At 64.5% G+C, this 25,598-nt stretch carries 28 protein-coding genes; 12 read left to right on the top strand and 16 right to left on the bottom strand.

Annotated elements, in window-relative coordinates:
* Positions 1-40: 40 nt before the first annotated feature.
* On the bottom strand, positions 41-1,510 hold the full coding sequence (locus tag NCR39_RS08925; protein WP_250451863.1) for a cytochrome ubiquinol oxidase subunit I: 1,470 nt from the start codon (positions 1,508-1,510) through the stop codon (positions 41-43).
* 216 nt (positions 1,511-1,726) lie between these two features.
* On the opposite strand from NCR39_RS08925, the gene sugE reads away from it, so the two are divergent.
* From sugE to NCR39_RS08890, 7 genes are all read left to right on the top strand, one after another.
* A complete protein-coding gene (gene sugE / locus NCR39_RS08920) occupies positions 1,727-2,047 on the top strand; it encodes a quaternary ammonium compound efflux SMR transporter SugE (RefSeq protein ID WP_250451862.1) in 321 nt (106 codons plus the stop codon).
* A 232-nt stretch (positions 2,048-2,279) separates the two neighbouring features.
* Positions 2,280-2,909 carry a DUF4126 domain-containing protein gene (locus NCR39_RS08915; RefSeq protein WP_250451861.1) on the top strand — a complete coding sequence of 210 codons (630 nt, stop codon included), beginning with the start codon at positions 2,280-2,282 and terminating at the stop codon, positions 2,907-2,909.
* On the top strand, positions 2,906-5,509 hold the full coding sequence (locus tag NCR39_RS08910; RefSeq protein WP_502800193.1) for an ABC transporter permease: 2,604 nt from the start codon (positions 2,906-2,908) through the stop codon (positions 5,507-5,509). Before NCR39_RS08915 ends, NCR39_RS08910 begins: the two co-directional genes overlap by 4 nt.
* A 19-nt stretch (positions 5,510-5,528) precedes the next feature.
* Complete coding sequence (locus NCR39_RS08905; RefSeq protein WP_250451860.1) at positions 5,529-5,963, top strand: group II truncated hemoglobin; 435 nt, start codon at positions 5,529-5,531, stop codon at positions 5,961-5,963.
* An 85-nt stretch (positions 5,964-6,048) separates the two neighbouring features.
* The gene (locus NCR39_RS08900) at positions 6,049-6,780 is read left to right on the top strand and encodes an alanyl-tRNA editing protein (protein ID WP_250451859.1); all 732 of its coding nucleotides are present in this window, start codon (positions 6,049-6,051) and stop codon (positions 6,778-6,780) included.
* A gap of 2 nt (positions 6,781-6,782) precedes the next feature.
* Positions 6,783-7,361: a DUF924 family protein gene (locus NCR39_RS08895; protein ID WP_250452037.1), complete on the top strand. Its 579-nt coding sequence runs from the start codon at positions 6,783-6,785 to the stop codon at positions 7,359-7,361.
* Between the two features lie 66 nt (positions 7,362-7,427).
* Positions 7,428-8,303, top strand: a complete 876-nt coding sequence (locus NCR39_RS08890) for a DUF5672 family protein (protein WP_250451858.1) — start codon at positions 7,428-7,430, stop codon at positions 8,301-8,303.
* 24 nt (positions 8,304-8,327) lie between these two features.
* Here NCR39_RS08890 and NCR39_RS08885 read toward each other — a convergent pair whose 3' ends face one another.
* The 11 genes from NCR39_RS08885 to NCR39_RS08835 form a co-directional block, all read right to left on the bottom strand.
* Positions 8,328-9,074: an SDR family oxidoreductase gene (locus NCR39_RS08885; RefSeq protein ID WP_250451857.1), complete on the bottom strand. Its 747-nt coding sequence runs from the start codon at positions 9,072-9,074 to the stop codon at positions 8,328-8,330.
* Positions 9,075-9,085: 11 nt separating this feature from the next.
* A complete protein-coding gene (locus tag NCR39_RS08880) occupies positions 9,086-9,670 on the bottom strand; it encodes an LOG family protein (protein ID WP_250451856.1) in 585 nt (194 codons plus the stop codon).
* Positions 9,670-10,407: a TetR/AcrR family transcriptional regulator gene (locus tag NCR39_RS08875; protein WP_040051500.1), complete on the bottom strand. Its 738-nt coding sequence runs from the start codon at positions 10,405-10,407 to the stop codon at positions 9,670-9,672. The genes NCR39_RS08880 and NCR39_RS08875 overlap by 1 nt, the downstream gene beginning before the upstream one ends.
* A gap of 171 nt (positions 10,408-10,578) precedes the next feature.
* Positions 10,579-11,109, bottom strand: a complete 531-nt coding sequence (locus NCR39_RS08870; protein WP_502800197.1) for a diacylglycerol kinase — start codon at positions 11,107-11,109, stop codon at positions 10,579-10,581.
* Positions 11,067-12,098, bottom strand: coding sequence for a glycosyltransferase family 4 protein (locus NCR39_RS08865; protein ID WP_250451855.1), 1,032 nt, complete (start codon positions 12,096-12,098; stop codon positions 11,067-11,069). The genes NCR39_RS08870 and NCR39_RS08865 overlap by 43 nt, the downstream gene beginning before the upstream one ends.
* Before the next feature lie 28 nt (positions 12,099-12,126).
* Positions 12,127-13,038: a UDP-2,3-diacylglucosamine diphosphatase gene (locus NCR39_RS08860; protein WP_040051503.1), complete on the bottom strand. Its 912-nt coding sequence runs from the start codon at positions 13,036-13,038 to the stop codon at positions 12,127-12,129.
* Positions 13,039-13,117: 79 nt separating this feature from the next.
* Complete coding sequence (locus NCR39_RS08855) at positions 13,118-13,642, bottom strand: RDD family protein (RefSeq protein ID WP_250451854.1); 525 nt, start codon at positions 13,640-13,642, stop codon at positions 13,118-13,120.
* Positions 13,643-13,662: 20 nt separating this feature from the next.
* Positions 13,663-14,415: a DUF3106 domain-containing protein gene (locus NCR39_RS08850; protein ID WP_250451853.1), complete on the bottom strand. Its 753-nt coding sequence runs from the start codon at positions 14,413-14,415 to the stop codon at positions 13,663-13,665.
* A 41-nt stretch (positions 14,416-14,456) separates the two neighbouring features.
* Complete coding sequence (locus NCR39_RS08845; RefSeq protein WP_250451852.1) at positions 14,457-14,915, bottom strand: DUF3619 family protein; 459 nt, start codon at positions 14,913-14,915, stop codon at positions 14,457-14,459.
* Entirely contained in the window at positions 14,912-15,472 is a 561-nt protein-coding gene (locus NCR39_RS08840) for an RNA polymerase sigma factor (RefSeq protein ID WP_040051507.1), read from the bottom strand. Before NCR39_RS08840 ends, NCR39_RS08845 begins: the two co-directional genes overlap by 4 nt.
* A 69-nt stretch (positions 15,473-15,541) precedes the next feature.
* On the bottom strand, positions 15,542-15,892 hold the full coding sequence (locus NCR39_RS08835; RefSeq protein WP_250451851.1) for a hypothetical protein: 351 nt from the start codon (positions 15,890-15,892) through the stop codon (positions 15,542-15,544).
* Here NCR39_RS08835 and NCR39_RS08830 point away from each other — a divergent pair.
* The 5 genes from NCR39_RS08830 (at position 15,864) to pssA (ending at position 20,946) form a co-directional block, all read left to right on the top strand.
* The gene (locus NCR39_RS08830; RefSeq protein WP_250451850.1) at positions 15,864-17,627 is read left to right on the top strand and encodes an acetolactate synthase 3 catalytic subunit; all 1,764 of its coding nucleotides are present in this window, start codon (positions 15,864-15,866) and stop codon (positions 17,625-17,627) included. The genes NCR39_RS08835 and NCR39_RS08830 overlap by 29 nt on opposite strands.
* A 106-nt stretch (positions 17,628-17,733) precedes the next feature.
* Positions 17,734-18,225 carry an acetolactate synthase small subunit gene (gene ilvN, locus NCR39_RS08825; RefSeq protein ID WP_008341906.1) on the top strand — a complete coding sequence of 164 codons (492 nt, stop codon included), beginning with the start codon at positions 17,734-17,736 and terminating at the stop codon, positions 18,223-18,225.
* 74 nt (positions 18,226-18,299) lie between these two features.
* Positions 18,300-19,316 carry a ketol-acid reductoisomerase gene (ilvC, locus tag NCR39_RS08820; protein WP_040051509.1) on the top strand — a complete coding sequence of 339 codons (1,017 nt, stop codon included), beginning with the start codon at positions 18,300-18,302 and terminating at the stop codon, positions 19,314-19,316.
* Between the two features lie 105 nt (positions 19,317-19,421).
* Positions 19,422-20,066, top strand: a complete 645-nt coding sequence (locus NCR39_RS08815; RefSeq protein ID WP_040051510.1) for a phosphatidylserine decarboxylase — start codon at positions 19,422-19,424, stop codon at positions 20,064-20,066.
* Positions 20,067-20,079: 13 nt separating this feature from the next.
* Complete coding sequence (gene pssA / locus NCR39_RS08810) at positions 20,080-20,946, top strand: CDP-diacylglycerol--serine O-phosphatidyltransferase (protein ID WP_250451849.1); 867 nt, start codon at positions 20,080-20,082, stop codon at positions 20,944-20,946.
* Positions 20,947-21,027: 81 nt separating this feature from the next.
* Here pssA and NCR39_RS08805 read toward each other — a convergent pair whose 3' ends face one another.
* The 4 genes from NCR39_RS08805 to NCR39_RS29760 all read right to left on the bottom strand — a co-directional run bounded on the left by NCR39_RS08805 (position 21,028) and on the right by NCR39_RS29760 (position 25,458).
* On the bottom strand, positions 21,028-21,726 hold the full coding sequence (locus NCR39_RS08805) for a glycine zipper 2TM domain-containing protein (RefSeq protein ID WP_250451848.1): 699 nt from the start codon (positions 21,724-21,726) through the stop codon (positions 21,028-21,030).
* Between the two features lie 234 nt (positions 21,727-21,960).
* Complete coding sequence (lysS, locus tag NCR39_RS08800; protein ID WP_250451847.1) at positions 21,961-23,487, bottom strand: lysine--tRNA ligase; 1,527 nt, start codon at positions 23,485-23,487, stop codon at positions 21,961-21,963.
* Positions 23,488-23,575: 88 nt separating this feature from the next.
* Positions 23,576-24,680, bottom strand: a protein-coding gene (gene prfB / locus NCR39_RS08795) for a peptide chain release factor 2 (protein WP_250451846.1) whose coding sequence is annotated in 2 segments (ribosomal slippage) — positions 23,576-24,607 and positions 24,609-24,680 — 1,104 coding nt in all. Because the reading frame shifts where the segments join, the coding sequence is not laid out codon by codon here.
* 109 nt (positions 24,681-24,789) lie between these two features.
* Positions 24,790-25,458, bottom strand: coding sequence for a DUF5672 family protein (locus NCR39_RS29760; RefSeq protein WP_350029665.1), 669 nt, complete (start codon positions 25,456-25,458; stop codon positions 24,790-24,792).
* Positions 25,459-25,598: the final 140 nt, after the last annotated feature.

Here is a 25,598-nt window from a genome sequence, read left to right as displayed (position 1 = left end):
CGGTCTCCGTTTGCATTGTTTCGATGAACTCAAGGCGCGGTCAGTTCGGCCGTCGCGGCGGCACGATGTCGTCGCTCGGCGCGACGCGTGCGGTGCCGCTCTTGCGCGCCGTCTCGCCGCCCGACGATACCGCCGAGAGCGGCCGCGCCGCCCGCGTCTGCGGCTGAAGCAGTTCGCTCTCGTGATCCTGCGCCACCGGCGATGGCCCCACGCGCACGAGCCGCCGCAGCAGAATGAACCCCGCGCCGAAGATCACCGCGTAGGCGAGGACGTAGAGCAGCCACGACAGCGCGACGTCGCCGGTGGTGAGCGAGGGCGTCACCGAATCGCGCGTGCGCAGCAGGCCATAGACCGTCCACGGCTGGCGGCCGGCCTCGGTCGTCGTCCATCCGGCGATCACCGCGATGAAACCGAGCGGCATCGCGAAGGTCGCGGCGCGCAGCCATCGGCGGCTGGTTTCGAGCTTGCCGCGCGCGAAGAGCACGATGCCCGACAGCACGACGGCGAACATCAACAGCGCGACGCCGACCATGATGTGAAACGCGAAAAACACGACGGCCACCGGCGGCCGGTCCTCGCGCGGAAAATCCTTGAGGCCGCGCACGACGCCGTTCGGATCGTGCGTGAGGTAGATGCTGCCGAGCACCGGTATCGACACTTCGAAGTGGTTGCGTTCTTCGTCCTGATCGGGAATGGAGAAGAGATTGGCCGGCACGCGCGATCCGGTTTCCCACAGCGCTTCCATCGCCGCGAGCTTGGCGGGCTGATGCTTGAGCGTGTTGAGGCCGTGCGCGTCGCCGATCACCATCTGCAGCGGCACCATGATGATCAGGAAGATAAGCGACATCTTCAGCATCACGCGGCTTTCCTCGATCGCGCGCCGCTGCAGCACGTACATGGCGCCGACGCCGAGAATCACGAACGCCGTCGTCACGAGAAACGCGGTCACGGTGTGCGCGAGCCGGTACGGAAACGACGGCGAGAAGATCACGTCGAAGAAGCTCACCACGTCGAAGCGCCCGTCCGGCAGGATGCGATAGCCCTGCGGCGTCTGCATCCAGCTATTGACGGCGAGAATCCAGAACGACGAGATGAGCGTGCCGATGGCGACGAACATCGCCGACATCACGTGCGCCCATTGCGGCACGAGCTTGCGGCCGAACAGCAGCACGCCGAGAAACGCCGATTCGAGGAAGAACGCGGTCAGCACTTCGTAGCCCATCAGCGAGCCGACGACGTTCGCGGTCTTGTCGGCGTAGCGGCTCCAGTTGGTGCCGAACTGGAACGGCATCACGATGCCCGATACCACGCCCATGCCGAACGACACCGCGAAGATCTTCAGCCAGAACGCGGACAGGCGGCGGTAGACGTCGCGCCGCGTGATCCACCAGTTGAATTCGAGCGTCGCGATGAAGCACGAAAGGCCGACCGTGAAGGCGGGCAGCAGGATATGGAACGCGACGACCCACGCGAACTGAAAGCGGGACAGCAGCACCGAGTCGATATGCATGAACGCTCCCTGGTCGATTCTTGCAACGAACGCGCCGAGTGATGCGCCTGTGCGCGTCGCTTTCTTGATACACCGTTTTTCAGGGCGCGGCACGGCGCCGCGCGCCCGCAGCGCTGGGATACAATGATCGGCTCGCTTCTTAGCCAACGCCGTGCCGGACGACCGCACGCGCTTCGATTCATCGGGGACGGCCCCATTTTCTGAGGGAGTCAACCGATGTCCTGGATTCTTCTTTTCATCGCCGGTGTGCTGGAAGTCGCGTGGGCGGCAGGGCTCAAATCGTCCGACGGCTTCACGCGGCTCGGACCGTCCGTCTTCACGCTCGTCACCGCCGTCGGCAGCTTCGTGCTGCTCGCCATGGCCATGCGCCAGTTGCCGCTCGGCACCGCTTATGCCGTGTGGACGGGCATCGGCGCGGTCGGCGCGTTCGTGTTCGGCATCGTGTTCATGGGCGAGGCGGTGTCGGCGGCGCGCATCGTGAGCGCGCTCTTGATCATCGCCGGGCTGGTCGGGCTCAAGCTGACCTCGGGGCATTGAGCGGCGCCGGCCGTTTCGCTTTCGTCAGCAAGCTGTAGCGGGCGCGCCAGGAACGGCGTTCGCTGGACGTCCGCTGCACCGCGCGATTTTGCGTGGATATAATGGTCTTAAGTCTGTCTTATGGGCGATGGAGCGGCGGGTCGAGCGCTGAAGCGTGAAATCCCGCCGGCAGCTTTGCATGGGGTGGCAGTCGGCGCGAAGGCGCTAACGGCCATCGACAAAGGAGACGGCAATGCTTGAGTCACTTTCGCTCGCGGCGGGCCTTTCATGGGCGAGCGGGCTGCGCCTGTATCTCACCGTGTTCATCGCCGGGCTGTTCGAGCGCATCGGCCTCATTCATCTGCCGGATTCCCTCGCCGTGCTCGCGTCGCCGTGGGTGATCGGCGTGGCGGGCGCGCTCACCATCGTCGAATTTCTCGCCGACAAAATTCCCGCGCTCGATTCCCTCTGGGACGCCATTCACACGTTCATCCGCATTCCGGCCGGCGCGGTGCTCGCGGCCGGTTCGCTCGGCCACGCCGATCCCACCATGCTCACCATCGCCGCGCTCGCGGGCGGCACGCTCGCCGGGGCGTCGCATTTCGCGAAGGCGGGCACGCGCGCGCTCATCAATCTGTCGCCGGAACCGGTGTCGAACTGGGCCGCGTCCGCGACGGAAGACATCGGCGCGCTCGGCGGCCTCGTGCTCGCGTTCTTCGTGCCCCTGCTGTTCCTCGTGATGCTGATCGCGTTCCTCTTCGCCGCCGGATGGGCGCTGCCGCGACTCGTGCGCGGCGTGCACGGCGGCGTCTCGCGCATGGCCAAACACATGCTGCCCGGCACGCATAACCCGATCAACCGACTGCGGAGCAAGCACGATTGAGTACCGCGGCCCGCAACGACAAACCCGCGGCCAAGGCGTCGCCCTCCATTCACGACACGCATCCGACAGCCGGACTCGACTTCCTGCAGACCGTGCGCCAGGCGTGGCGCATGACCGCGCGCGACTGGCGCGCCGGCGAGCTGACCATGCTCGTGCTCGCGCTGGTGCTGGCGGTCGCGGCGCTGTCGAGCGTCGGCTTTCTCGCGGATCGCATGCGGCAGGGCCTCGCCCGCGATGCGCGCCAGATGATCGCCGCCGATTTCGTCGTGCGCGCCGATCATCCCGTCGATCCGATGTTCGCGGCAGAAGCGCGATCGCTCGGGCTCGAAACCGCCGGCACGACCATCTTTCCGAGCATGATCAGCGGGACGTCGCGCGAAGCGGTGTCGCGGCTCGCGGCGATCAAGGGCGTGACGGCCGGCTATCCGCTGCGCGGCGCACTGCGCATCGCGCCCGGCCCCGACGCGCCCGACGCCCAAGCGCAAGGCATTCCCGCGCCGGGCACCGTCTGGGTCGATCCCGCGCTCCTCGACGCGCTCAAGACGAAAGTCGGCGGCACGGTGAAGGTCGGCACGCGCACGTTCACGGTGGCCGCGGTCATCACGCGGGAGCTGGATCGCGGCTTCTCGTTCGTTAATTTCTCGCCGCGCCTCATGATGCGCGCCGACGAAATCGCCGGGACGGGACTGCTCGGCTACGGCAGCCGCGTGACGTACCGGCTGCTGGTGGCGGGACCGGACGCGCAGGTGGAGCGCTTCGCCCAGTTCGCCCGCGATAAGGCCGACGGCGGCAAGCTGCGCGGCGTCGCGCTGGAATCGCTGTCGGACGGCCAGCCGCAGGTGCGGCAGACGATCGACCGCGCGAGCCACTTTCTCACGCTCGTGTCGCTCTTGACGGCGCTGCTCGCGGCGGTCGCCATCGCGATGGCCGCGCATCGCTTCGCCCGACGCCACCTCGACGGCTGCGCCGCGATGCGCTGTCTCGGCGTCAGCCAGCGCACGCTGCGCGCGCTCTTTCTGAACGAATTCCTGGCGATAGGCGTCATCGGCAGCGCGGCGGGCATCGTGCTCGGCTTCATCGGGCATCTGGTGCTGCTGAACTGGCTCGGCTCGCTCGTCGATGTCGAATTGCCGCAGGCGAGCGTGTGGCCGGCGCTCGAAGGCATCGCGATGGGACTCGTGCTGCTGCTCGGCTTCGCGCTGCCGCCGCTCTTGCCGCTCACGCGCGTGCCGCCGGTGCTCGTGATCCGCCGCGAACTGGGCGATGCCGGGCGCGTCGCTTACGCGGCGTACGGCGTCGGCGTGCTGCTGTTCGCGGCGCTGCTCGTGATCGCGGCGGGCGAGTGGAAGCTCGGCGGCATCGTCGCGGGCGGATTCGCGGCGGGGCTGCTGCTGTTCGGCGCGATCGCGCGGGCGGCGCTCTGGGCGGCGGCGCGCTTCGTGCGGCGCGACAAGAGCCGCGCGGGCGTCGGCTGGCGGTACGCGCTGGCGTCGCTGGAACGGCGAAGCGGGGCGAGCGCGCTGCAGATCACGGCGCTCGGCATCGGGCTGATGTGCCTGCTGCTGATCGCGATGACGCGCAACGATCTCATCAAGGGATGGCGCGACGCCACGCCGCCCGACGCGCCCAACGAATTCCTGATCGACATCCAGCCGGAGCAGCGCGACGGCGTGCTCGCGTATCTGCACGGTCACGGCCAGCCGCAGGCCGCGCTGTCGCCGATGGTGCGCGCGCGGCTCGTCTCCATCAACGGCACGCCGGTCAATCCGGACAGCTACGAGAAAGCCGATGCGAAGCGCCTCGTCGATCGCGAATTCAACCTGTCCTACACGACCGCGCTGCCCGACGACAACCGCGTGACGCAGGGCGCGTGGTTCGGCACGAGCGCGAAGCCGCAGGTGTCGATCGAAGAGGGCATCGCGAAGACCATCCGCGTGAAAATGGGCGACGTGCTGCGCTTCGATGTCGCCGGGCTGCCGGTGGAAGCGCCCGTGACGAGCCTGCGCAAGGTCGACTGGAATTCGTTCAAGGTCAACTTCTTCGTGCTGATGCCGCCCGAGGCGCTCGCCGACCTGCCCGCCACGTTCATCACGAGCTTCCACTTGCCCGCCGACGACCAGCGCATGATCGACGGCCTGATCGCCGCTTATCCGAACGTGACGGCCATCGATACCGCGCCGATCCTCGCGCAGATCCAGCGCACGCTCGCGCAGGTGATCGGCGCGGTCCAGTTCCTGTTCCTCTTCACGCTCGCGGCGGGCGTGCTCGTGCTGTACGCGGCGCTCGCCGGCACGCGCGACGAGCGCATGCGCGAATCGGCGCTGCTGCGGGCGCTCGGCGCGTCGCACAGGCAGGTGCGCTCGGTGCAGGTCGCCGAATTCGTCGCGGTCGGCGCGCTGTCGGGCCTGATGGCGGCGCTCGGCGCGCAGGGCATCGGCTACGTGCTGGCATCGCGCGTGTTCGAATTTCATATCGATTTCAATCCGTGGCTCGTGCCGGCGGGCGTCGTCGCGGGCATCGCGTGCGCGGGGCTCGGCGGCTGGCTGAGTTTGCGTCGCGTGCTGGCGCGTCCGGCGCTGCAGTCCTTGCGCGACGCCTAGTTTTCCTAGAATCAAGGCAATGAGCGAAGTGAATCAATCGTCTTCCGACGACGCAGCATCGAATCAGGACACCGCGCCGACCGCGTTCGAACTGGTCGGCGGCGAGGAACGCGTGCGCGCGCTCGTCGATCGTTTTTACGACCTGATGGACCTCGAACCCGAGTTCGCCGGCATCCGCGCGCTGCATCCGCCGACGCTCGACAATTCCCGCGACAAGACTTTCTGGTTCCTGTGCGGCTGGATGGGCGGGCCGGATCACTACATCAGCCGCTTCGGGCATCCGCGTTTGCGGGCGCGGCATCTGCCGTTCTCGATCGCATCGGGCGAACGCGACCAATGGCTGCGCTGCATGGCCTGGGCGATGGAAGATATCGGCCTCGCGGAGCCGCTGCGCGAGCGCCTGCTCACTTCCTTCTTCGATACCGCCGACTGGATGCGCAACCGTCCCGGTTGAATCGCCCGTTTTTGTATCGGGCGAGGCCGTGCTCGTTTGCGGCATCATCTGCCGGTTATCCAGGGCATTTCGAGGACATGAAGCCATGACCACACGCGCACTCTTTCGCGAGGACGCCTATCGGACGCAATGCGAGGCGGCCGTCATCGCCATCGACGAAGCGGGCATTCGTCTCGATCAAACCGTGTTCTATCCGCTCGGCGGCGGCCAGGCGGGCGACGCCGGCACGCTGACGCTCGCGGACGGCACGGTCATCGCCATCGCGGATACGCGCAAGGCCAAGTTCGAAGGCGCGACGCCCGACGACGCCGTGCACGTGCCCGCGCCGGGCCAGGAAGACGCGCTCGCGAAGCTGAAAGCGGGCGACACGGTGAGCGCGGAGATCGACTGGGCGCGGCGGTATCGGCATATGCGGCTGCACACGGCGAGCCATCTGATTTGCGCCGTGCTGCCGTATCCGGTCGACGGCTGCAGCATCACGACCGACTACGCGCGGCTCGATCTCGCGACCGTCGAGCCGATCGAGCGCGAAGAGGTGGAATCGAAGCTGCGCGCGCTCGTCGGCGGATCGCACGACGTGCGCACCGAATGGATCACCGACGACGAAATGTCCGCGCGCCCCGAACTCGTGCGCACGATGAGCGTGAAGCCGCCGATGGGCCTCGGCCGCGTGCGCCTGCTGCGCATCGAGGACGTGGATCTGCAGCCGTGCGGCGGCACGCACGTGCGCAACACGGGCGAGATCGGCGAATTGCGCATCGCGAAGCTGGAGAAGAAGAGCGCGCGCACGCGGCGGCTCGTGCTGGAGCTGGCTTGAGCATCGATCCGCGCGCGCAGGACGTGCTCGATGTCTGGTTCGGCGCGGCGGGATCGCCCGAATTCGGGACCGAGCGCAAGACGTGGTGGAAAAAGAAGCGCGCGTTCGACGCAATGCTCGCCGGGCGATTCGGCGCCTTGCTCGACGAAGCACAGGCGGGCGGCTTGCGCGACTGGGAACGCTCGCCGCTCGGCACGCTCGCGCTGATCGTGCTGCTGGATCAGTTCTCGCGCAATTGCCATCGCCATACGCCGCGTGCGTTCGCGGGCGACGCGCGGGCGCTCGCGCTGGCGAAATCGCTCGTCGAAACAGGCGACGATCTGCGCTTGCCGAGCGCGTTTCATCGCGCGTTCGCGTATATGCCGTTCCTGCACGACGAATCGATTGAAAGCCAGCGCGAATCGCTGTGTCTTTTCGGCAAGCTGAAGGACGAGACGGGCGTGTCGAGCTTCCACGAATCGGCGGCGGAGCACGCGGACGTGATCGGGCGCTTCGGGCGTTATCCGCATCGCAATCGCATTCTGGGGCGCGAGACGTCGCCCGAAGAAGCCTCGTGGCTCGCGGAATACGGCGGCTTCTAGAATTCCTTCGATAGCCGCGCGCCGCGTGCCGGCTTACTTTCATCGCTTTTATCTCCTCAGAGCGCGATGAAAGACTTCAGCAAGATCACCCTCGTTTCCGTGACGGGACTGCCGGACGCGACGCGCGCCGTGTACGCGCTCGTCCTGAGCCAGCGGCAGATGCCGGGCGCGCGCGCCGTGCTGTGCAGCCCGAACGCGCCCGCGAACCTGCCGGACGGCATCGAGCATCGCAAGATCGCGCCGCTCAGTTATCACGAATACTCGTGGTTCATGATGTACGCGCTCTGGCGCGTGGTCGACACGGAATTCGCGCTGATCGTTCAGGACGACGGCTGGGTGCTCGACACCGCCAACTGGAGCGACGACTTCCTCGACTACGATTACGTCGGCCCGGCGGCGCACGTGGGGCGCATCGATTCGGAAGCGGGCACGCGCTGGGTCACGCACTACAAATGGGGCGCCGAACTGGACAAGCCCGGCCACACGGTGATGCCGGTGATCAACGGCGGCTTCTGCCTGCGCAGCCGGCGCATGATGCGCGCGCTCATCGATCATCCCGAAATCAAAATGACGATTCCCGCGCCCGACAAGTTCGGCGGCGATGCGATCAAGGTGGAATGGACGAACTGCGCGCTCAACGAAGACGTGCAGCTTACGTGCGTGCTGCGACCCGAACTCGAAGCCGTCGGCCTGCGGTTCGCGCCGGTCGAGATGTGTCTGCGCTTCGGCATCGAACACGCGGGGCCGGTGCATCGCGAGGTCGACATGATGTCGCTCTTCGGCCAGCACTGCAAATGGCGGCGGCTTATCGGCATCGATCCGCCGGTCATTCAATATCGGACGAAGCGCAGCATCGCGGAGCGGGCGTTCCGCGAGATGGATATCGCACGCATGCTCGAAGCGCGCGGCTATCAGCTGCGTTTCGCGCCCGAGAACGCGTGACCACGCCTGACGCGCGGCGGGAAATCAGCGCCCGCCGGTCACGTCCAGAATCGCGCCCGTCACGTACGACGACGCATCCGACAGCAGCCACACGATGGTTTCGCCGACTTCATCGGCGGTGCCGGGACGCCCGAGCGGTGTCTGCACGCCGAGCACCTGCGCGCGGTCCGGACGGCCGCCGCTCGCGTGGATGTCGGTTTCGATGAGACCGGGGCGGATCGCGTTCACGCGCACGCCTTGCGGCCCGAGTTCCTTCGAAAGCCCGATGGTCAGCACATCGATCGCGCCTTTCGATCCCGCATAGTCGACGTATTCGTTCGGCGCACCGAGCCGCGCCGCCGCCGACGACACGTTCACGAGCGCGCCGCCCTTGCCGCCGCGCGAACGCGAAAGCCGCCGCGCCGCTTCGCGCGCGCAGAGATACGCGCCGAGCACGTTGGTGTCGAAGATGCGCCTGAGCCGTTCGATGTCCATCTCCGCCAGCGGCGATCCCGGAGCGACGATGCCCGCGTTGTTCACCACGCCGTCGAGCTTGCCGAAGGCTTCTTCGGTGGCGTCGAACATCGCGATGATCGCGGCTTCGTCGCGCACGTCGCCCTGAATCGCGATGGCCTTGCCGCCCGCGGCCCGCACGGCGGCGACGGTTTCATCGGCGGCTTGTGCGTTCGACGCGTAGTTCACGCCGACCGACCAGCCGCGCGCGCCCGCGAGCAGCGCAGCCGAGCGGCCGATGCCGCGGCTTGCTCCGGTAATCAGGATGACTTTCGACATCGATTCGGTCCTCAGACGACGTTGCGGTTTTCCGTCCACTTGTCGTGAACGGGCGGGGTGTAGGTTTCGAGCTTCGCGATCATCTCGCCGGGTTCGGCGGCGACCTGAATCAAGTCGAGATACGGCTTGCGCATGAAGCCCTCGTCGACGGTATGACGCAGCATCGACAGGAGCGGCTCGAAATAGCCGTTCACGTTCAAAAGGCCGACCGGCTTCTGGTGATAGCCGAGTTGCGCCCACGTATAGACTTCGAAGAACTCCTCGAAGGTGCCGACGCCGCCGGGCATCGCGACGAAGGCGTCGGAGAGATCGGCCATTTTCTTCTTGCGCTCGTGCATGTCGGGCACGACGTGCAGTTCGGTGAGATCCGTATGGCCCACTTCCTTCGCGAGCAGCAATTCGGGGATGACGCCGACCGCGCGTCCGCCGGCGGCGAGCACTTCATCGGCGATGAGGCCCATGAGGCCGACGCGGCCGCCGCCATACACGAGCGACAAATCGGCTTCGACGAGCGCGCGGCCGAATGCCTTGGCCGCTTCGGCATAGACGGGGCGGGCTCCGGTCGCGGAGCCGCAATAGACACAGACTGCCTTCATTATCGGGAATCCTTCGGTGTTTCGGTCTTCGATGCGCTGGCCGCATCGTCGCGCGGCGGAAGAAAATCCGCATATTCGCGCTTGGGTAGTTTACCGGACACCAGATCGTCGAAAAGCTGACGCGAGCGCCCGCGCAAATACGGCGCCATGATCGAGATGATGTGCACGCTCACCTGATGCAGTTCCGCGCGGATCGCTTCCTGATCGTTGTATTTGCGCGGATTCATCACGTACTGATACGACAGCCAGTACGTCGCGATCACGCCGATGTTTGTCGCGATCACCTCGATTTCCGCAGGCGTCGCGACCATTTCCTGATCGGCGACGAGCGCTTCGCACAACTGCCCGGCGAAGCGCACCTTGTGCGTGATGATCTGCTTGAAGTGCGTCTCGAGCGTGCGGTTGCGCGCGAGCAGATCGTTCAGGTCGCGGTACAGGAACCGGTACGTCCACAGGAAATCGGCCATGTACTGCAGATAGGACCACATCTCGTCGATCGTCGGACGATGGTCGTCCGGAAACCGCAGCCGCTTCTGAATCTGCTGCTCGAACTGCGCGAAGATGCTGTTGATGATGTCGTCCTTGTTCCGGAAATGGTAGTACAGGTTCCCTGGACTAATCTCCATTTCCTCGGCGATGGTCGTCGTGGTGACGTTCGGCTCGCCGATATCGTTGAACAACTTCAGTGACAGCTCGAGAATCCGTTCGCGGGTGCGGCGGGGAGGTTTGGCTTCCATGTCGTCCGACCTTGGCATCCGGCGCTCGCGAGCGTGCAGCGCGCGCCCGCGTCCGGTTCCGTTGCTATTTTTGAGAATATCGGACGATTATAAACTGCGCCTCTGCCGTTCCGGGCTTGGTTCCCGGGCGGGGTTTTCCCCTTTACGAGATGGTGTGGAAAAACGTTCGGATCACAGTGCGAGCCGTTCGAACCACGCGGCGAAGGCCGGCGCGAGCGGCCACAGGATCAGCGTCCAGGTGACGACGCACGTCGCGAGCGCGATCATCACGGCGCCGCTGCCGAAGTCCTTCGCGCGCTTCGAGAGTTCGTGGCGTTCAAGCGAGATGCGGTCGATGGCCGCCTCGACGCTCGAATTCAGCAGCTCGACGATCAGCACCAGCAGCACCGACGCGATCAGCGCCGCGCGCTCGACCGGCTCGACCGGCACGATCAGGCTGCACGGCAGCAGGATGGCCGCGAGCGTCAATTCCTGCCGGAACGCGCTTTCCTCGCGGATCGCGACGCGAAATCCCGAAATGGAATTCTTCATCGCGTGCCACGCGCGGGTGACGCCGCGATTGCCCTTGTAGGGATTGAAGGGCAGGTCGTCGGTGCTGAGCGGTTCGCCGCGCTCTTCTTCGTCGTCTTCGGCCCGTTGGTCGGCAAGCGCGCGACGCGTCATGCAGCCGCCCGGTCGGAACTCGGCGCGCGCGGCCCGAATCGCCGCAAATGCGATGCGAACTGCTCCGACGCCGCGCGCCACGAAAAGCGTTCCGCCCACGCGCGGGCGTCGGCGCGATCGATCGTCAGCGCCTTGAGACACGCCTCGCGCAAGTCTTCGTCGAGCGCGCCGGGGCCGTGCTGGCCGAGCACGTCGATCGGACCCGTCACCGGATACGCCGCCACGGGCGTGCCGCAGGCCATCGCTTCGAGGAGCACGAGGCCGAACGTATCGGTGCGGCTCGGGAACACGAAGACATCGGCGGCGGCGTAGACCTTCGCGAGTTCCGGCTGCGACAGCACGCCGAGATAGTTCACGTTCGTATAGCGCGACTTCAGCTCCGCGAGCGCCGGACCTTCGCCCGCGACCCACTTCGAGCCGGGCAAATCGAGCTTCAGAAACGCCTCCACGTTCTTCTCGACGGCCACGCGCCCCACGTACAGGAAGATCGGCCGCGCGGTGTTGAGCACCTTCGAGTCCATCGGATGAAAGATGTCGAGATCGACGCCGCGCGTCCACAGCACGACGTTCGTGAATCCGTAGCGCTCCAGATCGTCCTTGACGACGGGCGTGGGCGCCATCACCGCCTGCGAGCGCCCATGAAACCAGCGCAGGAATCGATACGTGAGCGGCAGCGGAACGCCGAAGCGCGCCTTCACGTACTCGGGAAAGCGCGTGTGATACGCGGTCGTGAACGGCAGCTTGTGACGCAGCGCATACGCGCGCGCGGCAAGGCCGAGCGGTCCTTCGGTCGCGATATGCAGCGCGTCGGGTTCGAAGGCATCGATACGTTCGGCGACATGGCGGCGCGGCATCAGCGAGAGACGAATCTCGGGATACGTCGGGCAGGGAATCGTCCTGAACTCGAGCGGCGTGAGCATTTCCACGCGATGCCCGAGCGCCATCAGTTCCTTGCCCGTGTTCTTGAGCGTCCGCACGACGCCGTTGACCTGCGGCTCCCATGCATCGGTCACGATCATGATTTTCATAGCGATTCCAGAAGGATGACGCGTGCGCTCAAACCGTGGCGCGCGTCTTGACGGGGCGTTGCTCGGGCGAGCGGATGACGGTCCAGTAGACGATCTTCAATTCGCCGTCGAAGGTCTCGACGAGCGCGGACAGGCTTTCGACCCAGTCGCCGTCGTTGCAATACAGCATGCCGTCGATGTCGCGGATTTCCGCCTTGTGGATATGACCGCACACGACGCCGTCGCAGCCGCGGCGGCGCGCTTCATCGGTCATCACGCGTTCGAACTGCGAAATGAAGTTGACCGCGTTCTTCACTTGATGCTTCAGGTACTGCGAGAGCGACCAGTAATTGAAGCCGAGCTTCGTGCGCACGCGATTGAACCAGCGGTTGAGCAGCAGGATCGCGGTGTACGCGGTGTCGCCGAGATAGGCGAGCCACTTTGCGTGCTGAATGACGCCGTCGAAGAGATCGCCGTGCACGATCCACAGGCGCTTGCCCGCGAGCGTCGTGTGGAACGCTTCGCCGCGCACGTGGATGTCGCCGAACGCGAGATCGCAGAACTGGCGCGCGGCTTCGTCGTGATTGCCGGGGATGTAGACGACCTGCGTGCCCTTGCGCGCCTTGCGCAGGATTTTCTGCACGACGTCGTTGTGCGCCTGCGGCCAGAACCAGCCTTTGCGCAACTGCCATCCGTCGATGATGTCGCCGACGAGATACAGATAATCCGAGTCGTGGTGCCGCAGAAAATCGAGCAGATAGGACGCCTGGCATCCGCCGGAGCCTAGGTGGATGTCGGACAGCCAGATCGCCCGATAGCGATGCGGGCCGTCCGCGGAATCGCCTTCAGTGACCGGGTCGGACGTTTCGGGCGGACTGGACGGCAGCGTGACGCCGGTGCTGCGAAACCAGTAGGCCGGGGAGGGATCGATGGCCGGCGTGACAGACGAGTTCGAGGGCATTGGCTCGCGCATCGGGTTTTGGTATGCGCATTGCGCCACGCGGCCGTGACCGAGCCGTGACAGTCACGAGAAGTTCTTATTACGCGGGATTTTTGCCGACGGCCGCCTGCGCCGCGACGATGCGCGTGCCGGCGAGACGATCGTGCAGAAACTGGCGCGCCGGATCGAGAAAGACGGCGGCGGCCCAGAGCGCCACCCACGCCGCGAACACGACGAGCGTTTGCGGCACGGCGAGCGAGAGGAGCGGATGCAGCGCGAGCGGCGGCAGGAACCACAGCCACGCGAGCGCGTAGCGGGCGAGGGCGCGGCCGGGTTTGACCGGCTGGCCGTGGGCATCGACGACCTTGAGGCGCCAGGTTTTCATCGGCAGGGTCTGGCCGCCGTGGGTCCAGAACCACACGAAGTACGCGGCGAGCACGACGCCGATCCACGACATCAGCAGATTGTGATGCGTGAGGCCGTCGCGCTGCTGCGTGAGCGTGCTGAAGAGATAACCGGCGAGGAACACCACGCCGAACAGGATGACGCCTTCGTAGACCATCGTCGCGAGACGGCGGCGCAGCGCGGGCGCGTGAAGCGGCGGGACGGCGGCGGGGGCGTTCACTCGGGCGCGCTCACGATCCGTCACGATCCGTTGTACATCGACGGCGCTTGCTGCGGGGAAACGGGAATCGGCGTGGCGGGAACGATGCTGGCCGCGTTCGGGATGGCCGGCTGCGACGGCATGGCCGGCACCGACGCCCCCGCGCCCGGTTCACCGCCCGCGCGCGCGGGGCCGTGGCCTTGCTCGCGCGCGGTCACGAGGCGGTTGATGTCCTTCACTTCGGTCTTGCCGGTCGGCGGCGCGCTCACGACGGTCGGGCGGCGATTGTGCTCGCTCGCGGCGAGCTTTTTCTTCTGCTCTTCCGGCAGCTTCTGATAGGCGTCCCACGCCCGCTCGCGCTTGTCCAGCGGCACGGACTTCGACACCTGATAGTTTTCCCGCGCGACCTTGCGTTCGTCGGGCGTCATGCGAACCCACTCCTGCATCCGCTGTTGCAGGCGCTTCTGCGCTTCCGGCGACATCCGGTGATACCGCGACGCGATCTTCAGCCACTTCTGCTTGCGTTCGTCGCTGAAGGAATCCCACTGCGTGGCGAACGGCGCGAGCGCGACGCGCTGCGCCTCCGTCAGCCGGCTCCACGAAAGCGGATTCGACGACAGCGCGGCGAGCGGCAGGATTTCGGTATCCGCGCCGGTACTGGCGCCGATGGGCGCAGCGGCGGATGCAGGCGCGGCGGCGGGGGACGAATAGAAGCGCGGATAAGTGGCGGCGAACGCGACCAGACCCGCAATCGCGCAGCCGAAAACAATCGCGAGACCGCGCTTGTAACTCACCCGAAAATTCCCCCGCTCCGTTGTTGCTTGTTGACTGATGCTTAGTGATTGCGCGTCAGATACGCGTTGAAGCCGTGATCGAGATAGGCGTCGAGCGGCAGGCTGTCGCTCATCATGGCAGCGTCGATGTCGGCGAGTTCGGCCTTGCGCTGCTGGTCTTCCCAGTACGCGACGCCCGCGAGCGCGACGGCCAGCGCCACCACCGGCCAGGCCAGCCCGAAGCCGCCGAGCCGTGCGAAGAGGCTCTTGCGGGCGCGCGGGTCGTCGCCGGGATCGCCCGCGCCGCCCAGACCGCCTGCCGCGCCAGCGAACGCCGGCGTGAATGCGGGTGTGAACGCGGCGACGGCCACTTTCTCGGGCTTCTTGCGCGCAATGGCCGCGCGGCGCGCGAGCGCGAGGCGGTCGGCGGCTGCGGCGGGAATGTTCGACGTGCTTTCGTCGAGCGCGCGCACGACCTTCAGCGCGAACTCGTTTTCGTTTGTTTCAAGAGCGGAACTCATAGCGTGATCCCTTTGGCTTTCAGGGCTTGCGCGAGTGCGTGCGTGGCGCGTGAACAGTGCGTCTTCACGCTACCCTCGGAGCAGCCCATCGCGGCGGCCGTCTCGGCGACATCCATATCTTCCCAGTAACGCATGAGAAAAGCTTCTCGTTGACGCGCCGGTAACTTCTGGATTTCCGCGTCGATCAGGTTCAGCACCTGTTCACGCTCCAGCCTGTTTTCGCTGCTCTCGCTGCCGGTGCCGCTTTCCGCCTCGAAAGTTTCGAGCGGATCGAATTCGTCGTCGTCCGCGCTGCCGAACGACGAGAACAGGCTCACCCAGGTGTTGCGCACCTTCTGACGGCGAAAGTAGTCGTGCGTCGCATTCTGAAGGATACGCTGGAACAAAAGCGGAAGCTCGGCGGGAGGACGGTCGCCGTACTTTTCCGCGAGCTTGATCATGGCGTCCTGGACGATGTCGAGCGCCGCGTCGTCATCGCGCACGGTGTAGACGGTCTGTTTGAACGCGCGTCTTTCGACGCCCGCCAGAAAGTCGGCGAGTTCCTTGTCTGATGCCATCCGTTGGGGACCCGGCGCAACGAATTTGCGTCGAAAGAGATTATGGAGTTGCAGGGAAACCTGCGGATGCTAGCAAATTTTCGCCGTCCCCGGAAACAGCCGGAGCAATTTGTTGCGCCGGGACGGTGCTCTTTTTCGCCAGTCGGCTTGCGCGGCCGGCGGTTTTTCAGCGCGACGCCAGCCCTGCGGACAATCGTCAGGAAAATTTTCGCTTGACCCGTTTCGCAAAATCGGGATATCTTTTCCGACTCGCATCATAAAGTGAAATGTCTGCTTTGAGGCGAGCCCAAGAAGCACGCCTGTCAAACCAAGACGCGCCGCTTGAACCCGAGCCACAAGCCCGGCAGAGAGCACCCGATCAATTTTTTGCCGAAAATTCGAAAGGTGATGAATGAATATGCCCAGCGCGGAATTCTCCACGTCGGATACCACTCCTCCCCACGACGCTGACTCCATCGGCGGCACCGTGCTCATGCGCGCGCTCGCCGACGAGAACGTCGAGTTCATCTGGGGCTATCCCGGCGGCTCGGTACTCTACATCTACGACGAGCTGTACAAGCAGGACCAGATCCAGCACATTCTCGTGCGCCACGAGCAGGCCGCCGTGCACGCTGCCGACGCGTATTCGCGTTCGACCGGCAAAGTCGGCGTGTGCCTCGTGACTTCGGGTCCGGGCGTCACCAATGCCGTCACCGGCATCGCCACGGCCTACATGGATTCCATTCCGCTCGTCGTCATCAGCGGCCAGGTGCCCACTGCGGCCATCGGCCTCGACGCGTTCCAGGAATGCGACACCGTCGGCATCACGCGTCCGTGCGTGAAGCACAACTTCCTCGTGAAGGACGTGCGCGATCTCGCCGCCACCATCAAGAAAGCGTTCTACATTGCCCGGACAGGCCGTCCCGGCCCCGTGCTGATCGACATTCCGAAGGACGTGTCGAAGGCGCCGTGCCAGTACGAGCCGATCAAGAGCGTGTCGCTGCGTTCGTACAACCCGGTCACGAAAGGCCATTCGGGCCAGATCCGCAAGGCGGTGCAACTGCTCTTGTCGGCGAAGCGCCCGTACATCTACACGGGCGGCGGCATCATCCTCGCGGATGCGTCGCGCGAGCTGAACCAGTTCGCCGATCTGCTCGGCTATCCCGTCACCAACACGCTGATGGGCCTCGGCGGCTACCGCGCGAGCGACAAGAAGTTCCTCGGCATGCTCGGCATGCACGGCACGTACGAAGCCAACATGGCGATGCAGAACTGCGACGTGCTGATCGCGATCGGCGCGCGTTTCGACGACCGCGTGATCGGCGACCCGAAGCATTTCGCGTCGTCGCCGCGCAAGATCATCCACATCGACGTCGATCCGTCGTCCATTTCCAAGCGCGTGAAGGTGGATATCCCCATCGTCGGCGACGTGAAGGAAGTGCTGAAGGAACTGATCGAGCAGCTTCAGCACGCCGAGCACGGCCCGGACGCCGAGGCGCTCAAGACGTGGTGGACCGACATCGAGGGCTGGCGCTCGAAAGACTGCCTGGCGTACGACCGCAAGAGCGAGATCATCAAGCCGCAGTACGTCGTCGAAAAGCTCGCGGAGCTGACCGACGGCAACGCGTTCGTCTGCTCGGACGTCGGCCAGCACCAGATGTGGGCGGCGCAGTTCTATCCGTTCAACAAGCCGCGCCGCTGGATCAACTCGGGCGGTCTCGGCACGATGGGCTTCGGCCTGCCGGCCGCGATGGGCGTGAAGATGGCCTATCCGGACGACGACGTCGTCTGCATCACGGGCGAAGGTTCCATCCAGATGTGCATCCAGGAACTGTCGACGTGCAAGCAGTACAACACGCCCGTCAAGATCATCTCGCTGAACAACCGCTATCTCGGCATGGTTCGCCAGTGGCAGCAGATCGAATACAAGAAGCGTTACTCCAGTTCGTACATGGACGCGCTGCCTGATTTCGTGAAGCTCGCGGAAGCGTACGGCCATGTCGGCATTCGCGTCGAAAAGACGGCGGACGTCGAGCCGGCGCTGAAGGAAGCGCTGCGCCTGAAGGATCGCACCGTGTTTCTCGACTTCCAGACCGATCCCACCGAAAACGTATTCCCGATGGTGCAAGCCGGTAAAGGCATCACGGAAATGCTGCTCGGATCTGAGGATCTATAACGCGGCTTTGTCTCGCGAGGCTCGCGCGCGCCTGTCTTCAAAAAGGACACGTGCTGCGCGCGGGTTTTTCGGATGAATGCCAACTGGACATACTCGGGAAAAACACATGAAACACATCATCTCCGTTTTGCTGGAAAACGAGCCGGGCGCGTTATCGCGTGTCGTCGGACTCTTTTCCGCGCGCGGCTATAACATCGAAACGCTGACGGTGGCGCCGACGGAAGACAGCTCGCTGTCGCGGCTCACCATCGTCTCCATTGGCTCGGACGACGTGATCGAACAGATCACGAAGCACCTGAACCGCCTGATCGAGGTGGTGAAAGTGGTCGACCTGACAGAGGGCGCCCACATCGAGCGCGAGCTGATGCTCATCAAGGTAAGGGCGGTCGGCAAGGAACGCGAAGAAATGAAGCGGATGGCGGATATCTTCCGCGGCCGCATCATCGACGTGACCGAAAAGACCTACACGATGGAACTGACGGGCGCCTCCGACAAGCTCGACGCGTTCATTCAGGCGCTCGACGCCACGGCGATCCTCGAGACGGTTCGCACGGGCAGCTCCGGCATCGGCCGGGGCGAGCGCATCCTCAAGGTGTAGGACCACACGCGATTCCAGATTCATTGCATCACGCAAAACCACAACCCCGATTCAGGACCCAGCAAGGAACCACCATGAAAGTTTTCTACGACAAAGACGCCGACCTCTCCCTCATCAAGGGCAAGCAAGTGACCATCATCGGCTATGGCTCGCAAGGCCATGCGCACGCGCTGAACCTGAAGGAAAGCGGCGTGAACGTGACGGTCGGCCTGCGTAAGGGCGGCGCATCGTGGAGCAAGGCCGAGAACGCCGGCCTGCCGGTCAAGGAAGTGGCCGAAGCCGTGAAGGGCGCCGACGTCGTGATGATGCTGCTGCCCGACGAGCAGATCGCCGAGGTGTACAAGAACGAAGTGCACGCGAACATCAAGAACGGCGCAGCGCTCGCGTTCGCGCACGGCTTCAATGTTCACTACGGCCAGGTGATCCCGCGTGCCGATCTGGACGTCATCATGATCGCGCCGAAGGCGCCGGGCCACACGGTTCGCAACACGTACAGCCAGGGCGGCGGCGTGCCGCACCTGATCGCGGTCGCGCAAGACAAGTCGGGCTCCGCGCGCGACGTGGCGCTTTCGTATGCAGCGGCGAACGGCGGCGGCCGTGCCGGCATCATCGAAACGAACTTCCGTGAAGAAACCGAAACCGACTTGTTCGGCGAGCAAGCGGTTCTGTGCGGCGGCACCGTCGATCTGATCAAGGCCGGCTTCGAAACGCTGGTCGAAGCGGGCTACGCGCCGGAAATGGCGTACTTCGAGTGCCTGCACGAACTGAAGCTGATCGTCGACCTGATCTATGAGGGCGGCATCGCCAACATGAACTACTCGATCTCGAACAACGCCGAGTACGGCGAGTACGTGACGGGGCCGCGCATCGTCACGGAAGAGACGAAGAAGGCGATGAAGGCCGTGCTGAAGGACATCCAGACCGGCGAGTACGCGAAGAGCTTCATCATCGAGAACCGCGCGGGTGCGCCGACGCTGCAATCGCGCCGCCGCCTGACGTCGGAGCATCAGATCGAGCAAGTGGGCGAAAAGCTCCGCGCGATGATGCCGTGGATCGCGAAGAACAAGCTCGTGGACCAGGCAAAGAACTAAGGTCTGCGCGTCACGTTTTTTGCTTCGCTAAAAGCCGCCCGGAAGCCGCTGTGCGCCGGGCGGCTTTTGCTATCCTACGGTTTTTAAAAAACACAGAACACGTTCATGAACTATCCTCATCCGATCATTGCCCGCGAAGGCTGGCCGTTCATCGCCATCGCGGCCGTCGTTGCCATTCTCGTGCAGGCGATCGGCGGCTTCGGCTTCGCCTGGATCTTCTGGCTGATCGTGATCTTCGTCGTCCAGTTTTTCCGCGATCCGCCGCGTCCCATTCCCACTCAGGCCAACGCGGTGCTGTGTCCGGCCGACGGGCGCATCGTCGCGGTCGAAACCGCGCACGATCCGTACGCGGGCCGCGAAGCGCTCAAGATCAGCGTGTTCATGAACGTGTTCAACGTGCACTCGCAGCGTTCGCCTGTGGACGGCGCGATCACCAAGGTCCAGTACTTTCCCGGCGCGTATCTGAATGCGGCGGTCGACAAGGCGTCCACGGAAAACGAGCGCAACGCGATCGTGCTGCAGACGGCGGCGGGGCATACGGTGACGTCGGTGCAGATCGCGGGTCTGATCGCGCGACGCATTCTTTGCTACGTGCACGCCGGCGAGCCGCTCACGCGCGGTCAGCGCTACGGCTTCATCCGTTTCGGCTCGCGCGTCGACGTGTATCTGCCGGTCGGAAGCCGGCCGCGCGTGTCGATCGGCGAGAAGGTGTCCGCCTCGTCGACCATCCTCGCCGAGTTCGCGGAATAACGCGGGGGTTTCGATGGCGGCATTCAAGACGCGCCGTAACCGGGCGAACGCGACGCCACCGCGCGCGTTTCGCCGCAACAAGGCCATTCAGGACGTCGGCGTCGTGGAGACGCGGCGCGCGAAGCGGCAGCAGTTCCTGAAGAAGCGCGGCATCTATCTGCTGCCGAACGCGTTCACCACGGCCGCGCTGTTCTGCGGCTTCTTCGCCGTCGTCCAGGCAATGAACGTGCGGTTCGAGATCGCGGCCATCGCCATTTTCGTCGCGATGGTGCTCGACGGCATGGACGGCCGCGTCGCCCGCATGACGCACACGCAGAGCGCGTTCGGCGAGCAGTTCGATAGCCTGTCCGACATGGTGTCGTTCGGCGTCGCGCCGGCGCTCGTGATGTACGAATGGGTGCTGAAGGACCTCGGGCGCTGGGGCTGGCTCGCGGCGTTCGTCTATTGCTCGGGCGCGGCGCTGCGGCTCGCGCGTTTCAATACGAACGTCGGCGTGGTCGACAAGCGTTACTTCCAGGGCTTGCCTTCGCCGGCCGCGGCTGCGCTGATCGCCGGTTTCGTGTGGCTCGCAACCGATAACCGCGTGCCGCTCAAGCTCGTGTGGCTGCCGTGGGTCGCGTTCGCGCTGACGATTTACGCGGGCGTCACGATGGTATCGAACGCGCCGTTCTACAGCGGCAAGGCGCTCGACGTGCGGTATCGCGTGCCGTTCGCGGGCGTGCTGCTGATCGTGGTGGCGTTCGTGCTCGTTTCGTCCGATCCGCCGGTCATGCTCTTTTGCCTGTTCGTGCTGTATGGCTTCTCGGGATACGTCTGGTGGGCTTACATGGCGATACGCGGCAGGCCGAACCCCGCGCGCAGTTCGCAACGGGATCACTAAAGCGCATTGTTCGATGCAAAAGCGGCGGGGCGCAAAGTCCCGCCGCTTTTTTTATCCCCGCGCAATATCCGATCAAGCCGATCAACCCGCCTCCAGCACGCCATTGCGCACGCGCACATGCTGGCCCTGCGCGAACGGCGGCTGCTGCTTGTACGTGAAGTAGCGCGTCTTGCCGTTTTCCATCCGCACGCGCACGGAATAGTCGGTTTCGCTGCGAATGTGCTTTTCCACCGAGTTGCCCGCGAGGCCGCCGCCGAGCGCGCCGAGCAGCGTCATCGCGGTGCGGCCACCGCCGCGTCCGAATTGATTGCCGACGACACCGCCCGCCACCGCGCCGCCCACCGCGCCGATGCCGGTGCCGTGCCCCTCGCGGCGCACGGCGGAAATTGCTTCGACGGTGCCGCAAGTCGAACAGTAAGCGGCTTTGGGCGGCGGCTGTTGCGCGTAGGAAGGCTGCACGGGCGCTTGCTGAACAGGCTGCGGCGCGGTTTGCTGAACCGGTTGAGGCGCCGTTTGCTGTGCCACCTGCTGCGTTGGCGCGGGAACAGCCGGACTGACGACCGGCTGCTGCTGCGCGACCGCTGCGGTTTGAGTTTGCGGACTCTGCGCGGACGTGCTCGACGCGCCCGGAAACAGCCCGGTGATCGCGGCTGTCGCGGCGAGACTCGCGACGATGACCGCGCCCGCCGCCGTCGCGATGAGCGGATGCAGACGCCGCTGCGGCGGCTGGCCCGCGCCAGGCGACGGCGAGGGCGAAAATTTGTTGGTCCCGTTATCCATTTCGAACCTCCGTTCGAGGCGAACTGCCGACTACGTTTTATTTTGATCGAAACGCCTGATCGGCGCTTTTTCGAGTTGTAACGACCGTTTTCAAAGAGTCAGAAGCACATCCGGTGCCACCCCGGACGCGGCGCGGCCTTTTCGGGAAGTACTTTCGGTACAGAGACACAGCCAGAAACAAAAAAAGCGCGCCCCGAAGGACGCGCTTTATCGCTACCAAGACCGAGCCTTCGCTCAGTCTTCGCGCCGCAGATGCGGGAACAGGATCACATCGCGGATGCTCGGGCTGTCGGTCAAGAGCATCACCAGACGGTCGATGCCGATGCCGCAACCGCCCGTCGGCGGCATGCCGTATTCGAGCGCGCGGATGTAGTCGGCGTCGAAATACATGGCTTCTTCGTCGCCCGCGTCTTTCTGATCGACCTGCTTCTGGAAGCGCGCGGCCTGATCTTCCGGATCGTTCAATTCCGAGAAGCCGTTCGCGATCTCGCGCCCCGTGATGAACAGTTCGAAGCGCTCCGTGATGCCCGGCACGCTGTCCGATTCACGCGCGAGCGGCGACACTTCGATCGGGTAATCGACGATATACGTCGGTTCCCACAATTGCGATTCCGCCGTCTCTTCGAACAGCGCCAGTTGCAGCGCGCCGATGCCGGCGTTCAGGAAAGCGGGCTGCGCGGTATCGACGCCGAACTTCTTGAGTTCCGCGCGCATGAACACGCCGTCGTTCAACTGCTCGTCGGTGTAATTCGGCGCGTATTTCTGAATCGCCTGATTGATCGTCAGACGATGGAAGGGCTTGCCCAAGTCAAGTTCGCGCCCCTGATACGTGATGGTCGCGGTGCCGAGCGCATCGATCGCGGCTTGGCGGATCAGTTGCTCGGTGAAGTCCATGAGCCACTGGTAATCGGTGTAGGCTGCGTAGAACTCCATCATCGTGAATTCCGGATTGTGACGCGGCGACACGCCTTCGTTCCGGAAATTGCGATTGATCTCGAACACGCGCTCGAAGCCGCCGACGATCAGCCGCTTCAGATAAAGCTCCGGCGCGATGCGCAGGAACATCTGCATGTCGAGCGCGTTGTGATGCGTGACGAAAGGCTTGGCCGCCGCGCCGCCGGGAATCGGGTGCAGCATCGGCGTTTCGACTTCCATGAAGTTCGCGTGCGCCATGAAGTTGCGGATCGACGTGACCGCCTTCGTGCGCGCCATGAACGTCTTGCGCGATTCCGGCGTGACGATCAGATCGACGTAACGCTGGCGATAGCGCATTTCCTGATCGGCGAGGCCGTGGAACTTGTCCGGCAGCGGACGCAGCGCCTTCGAGAGCAGACGCAGTTCCGTGCAGCGCACCGACAGTTCGCCCTTGTTCGTGCGGAACAGCACGCCGCGCGCCGCGACGATATCGCCCAGATCCCACTTCTTGAACGCTTCGTAAGTGTCCGCGCCGACGTCGGCGGGCGTCACGAAGAACTGAATCTGGCCGCTGCCGTCCTGAACCGTGGCGAAGCTCGCCTTGCCCATCACGCGCTTGAGCATCATGCGGCCGGCGAGCGCGACGGGCAGGGGATTCGCTTCGAGCGCTTCCTTGTCGATGTCGGCGTATTCGCCTTGCAGCGCGGCCGCCTGATGCGTCGGGCGGAAGTCGTTCGGATAAGCGACGCCTTGCTCACGCAGCGAGCGCAGCTTGTCGCGGCGCTCGGCGATGATCTGGTTGTCTTCCAGTTCGGGAGCGGCGCTCGGTTGAGTCGGTTCGGTCATGATGATTCTTGGATTTTGATGCGAGGCGGATGCGCGATGAGTCGAAACGAATTGCGCGGATACCGGAGCCGATATCCGCGCCGGCGGTTTAAACGCCCTGTTTCAGGCTCGCGCTGATGAAGTCGTCGAGGTCGCCGTCGAGCACGGCGCGCGTGTTGCTCATTTCCACGCTGGTGCGCAGGTCCTTCACGCGGCTCTGGTCGAGCACGTAGGAACGGATCTGATGGCCCCAGCCCACGTCGGTCTTGCTCGATTCGAGCTTGTCCTGTTCGGCCTGGCGCTTGCGCATCTCGAATTCGTAGAGACGCGCCTTCAGCATCTGCATGGCTTCCGCGCGATTGCGGTGCTGCGAGCGGTCGTTCTGGCACTGCACGACGATGCCGGTCGGCGCGTGCGTGAGACGCACGGCGGAATCCGTCTTGTTGATGTGCTGGCCGCCCGCGCCCGACGCGCGATACGTGTCCGTGCGGATATCGGCGGGATTGATTTCGATTTCGATCGAATCGTCGATTTCCGGATACACGAACACCGACGAGAACGACGTATGACGCCCGCCCGACGAGTCGAACGGCGATTTGCGCACGAGGCGGTGAATGCCCGTTTCGGTGCGCAGATAGCCGTACGCGTATTCGCCTTCGACCTTGATCGTCGCGCTCTTGATGCCCGCGACATCGCCTTCGGATTCTTCGAGCACTTCGGTCTTGAAGCCCTTGCGCTCGCAGTAGCGGAGGTACTGGCGCAGCAGCATGGACGCCCAGTCGCACGCTTCGGTGCCGCCCGCGCCCGCCTGAATGTCGATGAAGCAGTTGTTCGGATCGGCCGGGTTCGAGAACATCCGGCGGAATTCCATGTCTTCGACGCGCAGACGCAGCGCATCGGCGTCGGATTCGCAGGCGACGAGCGTGTCTTCGTCGGCTTCCTCGCGCGCCATGTCGAACAGATCCTGCGCGTCGCGCAGGTCGTTGCCGAGCGCGGTGAGCGTGGTCACGACGCCGTCGAGCAGCTTCTTCTCACGGCCGAGCGCCTGGGCGTTTTTCGAATCGTTCCAGACGTTCGGGTCTTCGAGTTCCTTGTTGACTTCGGCTAGACGCGCGGACTTGGCGTCGTAGTCAAAGATACCCCCGTAGCTCGCCCGCGCGGCGGCGCAGGTCGGCCAGAAGGCTTTCGATCGCGTTGAGACGTTCTGCTTCCATTGTCGATCTTCGGCTTCGTAAAAAGGTGCAATTATAGCCGATCGACGCCTTACGCCCGCCTGCAAACGCGCACGCGGAACGCGCGCCGGTGCAAGCGGCGCGGGTCTTTTCAACGGGCGCGCGCCGGCGCCTCGCGCAGCGCTTCGAGCGCCGCGATGTGCTTCGCGGACTCTTCGGGCGTCGCGCCGATTTTCGGGTTGCGGAAAATCTCTTCGATTTGCCGTGCGCCGACGTAAGTCCGCAATTTCGAATACAGCGTGCCCGCGACCGATGTTCTGCCTTGCTTGAGACAACTCAGGCAAAGATCGATGAAATCGATGGTGAGCACCGAACTTTGCCGGGCGTTTTGCGCGAAGAAAATCAGATCGTCGTCTTCGACATGGCGATGCATATTGAAAACGCCGTGAAATCCGAAGGTGCGCTCGCGCGGCCGGGCGAATTCGGCGGAAAACCGGTCGGCGATATGCTCCGGCGCGAAACGAATGCCGTATTCCGCCTCCAGCATCGGGCGATATGTCCGGCAGATCAGTTCGTCTTCGACAATTTCCGAATGCGGCGTGAATCGTTCGTCGCTGGCGATAATCTGAAGAAGCCGCCTGGAGCGCAACGTGAAACCGCCGTTTCCGACCGCCATGCCGTCACGATGATTCGGCCAGCGCGCGCCGATGTAATCGTACGCGAGGAAATCTTCCGACCAGGCGGACGGATTGGCGACGAATCCGTCCCATTGAACGAGCAGTACCCAGGGCGTCGATATGTATTCGAGGAGTTGCCTCATGACGAAGACGCTATATTCTTCCCGGGATTTGATGCGCGGTATCAGACCGATGCGCACATTGGCATCGATTCGTTCGTCGGTCAGGAGAATCGTGTCGCCAAACAGGCAATGCCTTCTCGAAATATCCAGCGCACGGGCCG

Origin of the sequence: Caballeronia sp. ATUFL_M2_KS44, from assembly GCF_023630965.1 — a bacterium.
In the GTDB taxonomy this organism is placed as follows: Bacteria; Pseudomonadota; Gammaproteobacteria; order Burkholderiales; family Burkholderiaceae; genus Caballeronia; species Caballeronia concitans.
The sequence above is the reverse complement of the archived record's forward strand: the minus strand, read 5'-3'. Positions and strand labels throughout refer to the sequence as shown.

Excerpts from the sequence above, each read along its gene's own strand:
- NCR39_RS08845 (WP_250451852.1), bottom strand. The coding sequence starts at position 14,915 with ATGAGTTCCGCTCTTGAAACAAACGAAAACGAGTTCGCGCTGAAGGTC.
- NCR39_RS08915 (WP_250451861.1), top strand. The coding sequence starts at position 2,280 with ATGCTTGAGTCACTTTCGCTCGCGGCGGGCCTTTCATGGGCGAGCGGG.
- NCR39_RS08865 (WP_250451855.1), bottom strand. The coding sequence starts at position 12,098 with ATGAAAATCATGATCGTGACCGATGCATGGGAGCCGCAGGTCAACGGC.
- NCR39_RS08860 (WP_040051503.1), bottom strand. The coding sequence starts at position 13,038 with ATGCCCTCGAACTCGTCTGTCACGCCGGCCATCGATCCCTCCCCGGCC.
- pssA (WP_250451849.1), top strand. The coding sequence starts at position 20,080 with ATGGCGGCATTCAAGACGCGCCGTAACCGGGCGAACGCGACGCCACCG.
- NCR39_RS08885 (WP_250451857.1), bottom strand. The coding sequence starts at position 9,074 with ATGTCGAAAGTCATCCTGATTACCGGAGCAAGCCGCGGCATCGGCCGC.
- ilvN (WP_008341906.1), top strand. The coding sequence starts at position 17,734 with ATGAAACACATCATCTCCGTTTTGCTGGAAAACGAGCCGGGCGCGTTA.
- NCR39_RS29760 (WP_350029665.1), bottom strand. The coding sequence starts at position 25,458 with ATGAGGCAACTCCTCGAATACATATCGACGCCCTGGGTACTGCTCGTT.
- lysS (WP_250451847.1), bottom strand. The coding sequence starts at position 23,487 with ATGACCGAACCGACTCAACCGAGCGCCGCTCCCGAACTGGAAGACAAC.
- NCR39_RS08880 (WP_250451856.1), bottom strand. The coding sequence starts at position 9,670 with ATGAAGGCAGTCTGTGTCTATTGCGGCTCCGCGACCGGAGCCCGCCCC.
- NCR39_RS08815 (WP_040051510.1), top strand. The coding sequence starts at position 19,422 with ATGAACTATCCTCATCCGATCATTGCCCGCGAAGGCTGGCCGTTCATC.
- NCR39_RS08900 (WP_250451859.1), top strand. The coding sequence starts at position 6,049 with ATGACCACACGCGCACTCTTTCGCGAGGACGCCTATCGGACGCAATGC.
- NCR39_RS08830 (WP_250451850.1), top strand. The coding sequence starts at position 15,864 with ATGAATATGCCCAGCGCGGAATTCTCCACGTCGGATACCACTCCTCCC.
- NCR39_RS08840 (WP_040051507.1), bottom strand. The coding sequence starts at position 15,472 with ATGGCATCAGACAAGGAACTCGCCGACTTTCTGGCGGGCGTCGAAAGA.
- NCR39_RS08925 (WP_250451863.1), bottom strand. The coding sequence starts at position 1,510 with ATGCATATCGACTCGGTGCTGCTGTCCCGCTTTCAGTTCGCGTGGGTC.
- NCR39_RS08875 (WP_040051500.1), bottom strand. The coding sequence starts at position 10,407 with ATGGAAGCCAAACCTCCCCGCCGCACCCGCGAACGGATTCTCGAGCTG.
- NCR39_RS08905 (WP_250451860.1), top strand. The coding sequence starts at position 5,529 with ATGAGCGAAGTGAATCAATCGTCTTCCGACGACGCAGCATCGAATCAG.
- sugE (WP_250451862.1), top strand. The coding sequence starts at position 1,727 with ATGTCCTGGATTCTTCTTTTCATCGCCGGTGTGCTGGAAGTCGCGTGG.
- NCR39_RS08805 (WP_250451848.1), bottom strand. The coding sequence starts at position 21,726 with ATGGATAACGGGACCAACAAATTTTCGCCCTCGCCGTCGCCTGGCGCG.
- ilvC (WP_040051509.1), top strand. The coding sequence starts at position 18,300 with ATGAAAGTTTTCTACGACAAAGACGCCGACCTCTCCCTCATCAAGGGC.
- NCR39_RS08890 (WP_250451858.1), top strand. The coding sequence starts at position 7,428 with ATGAAAGACTTCAGCAAGATCACCCTCGTTTCCGTGACGGGACTGCCG.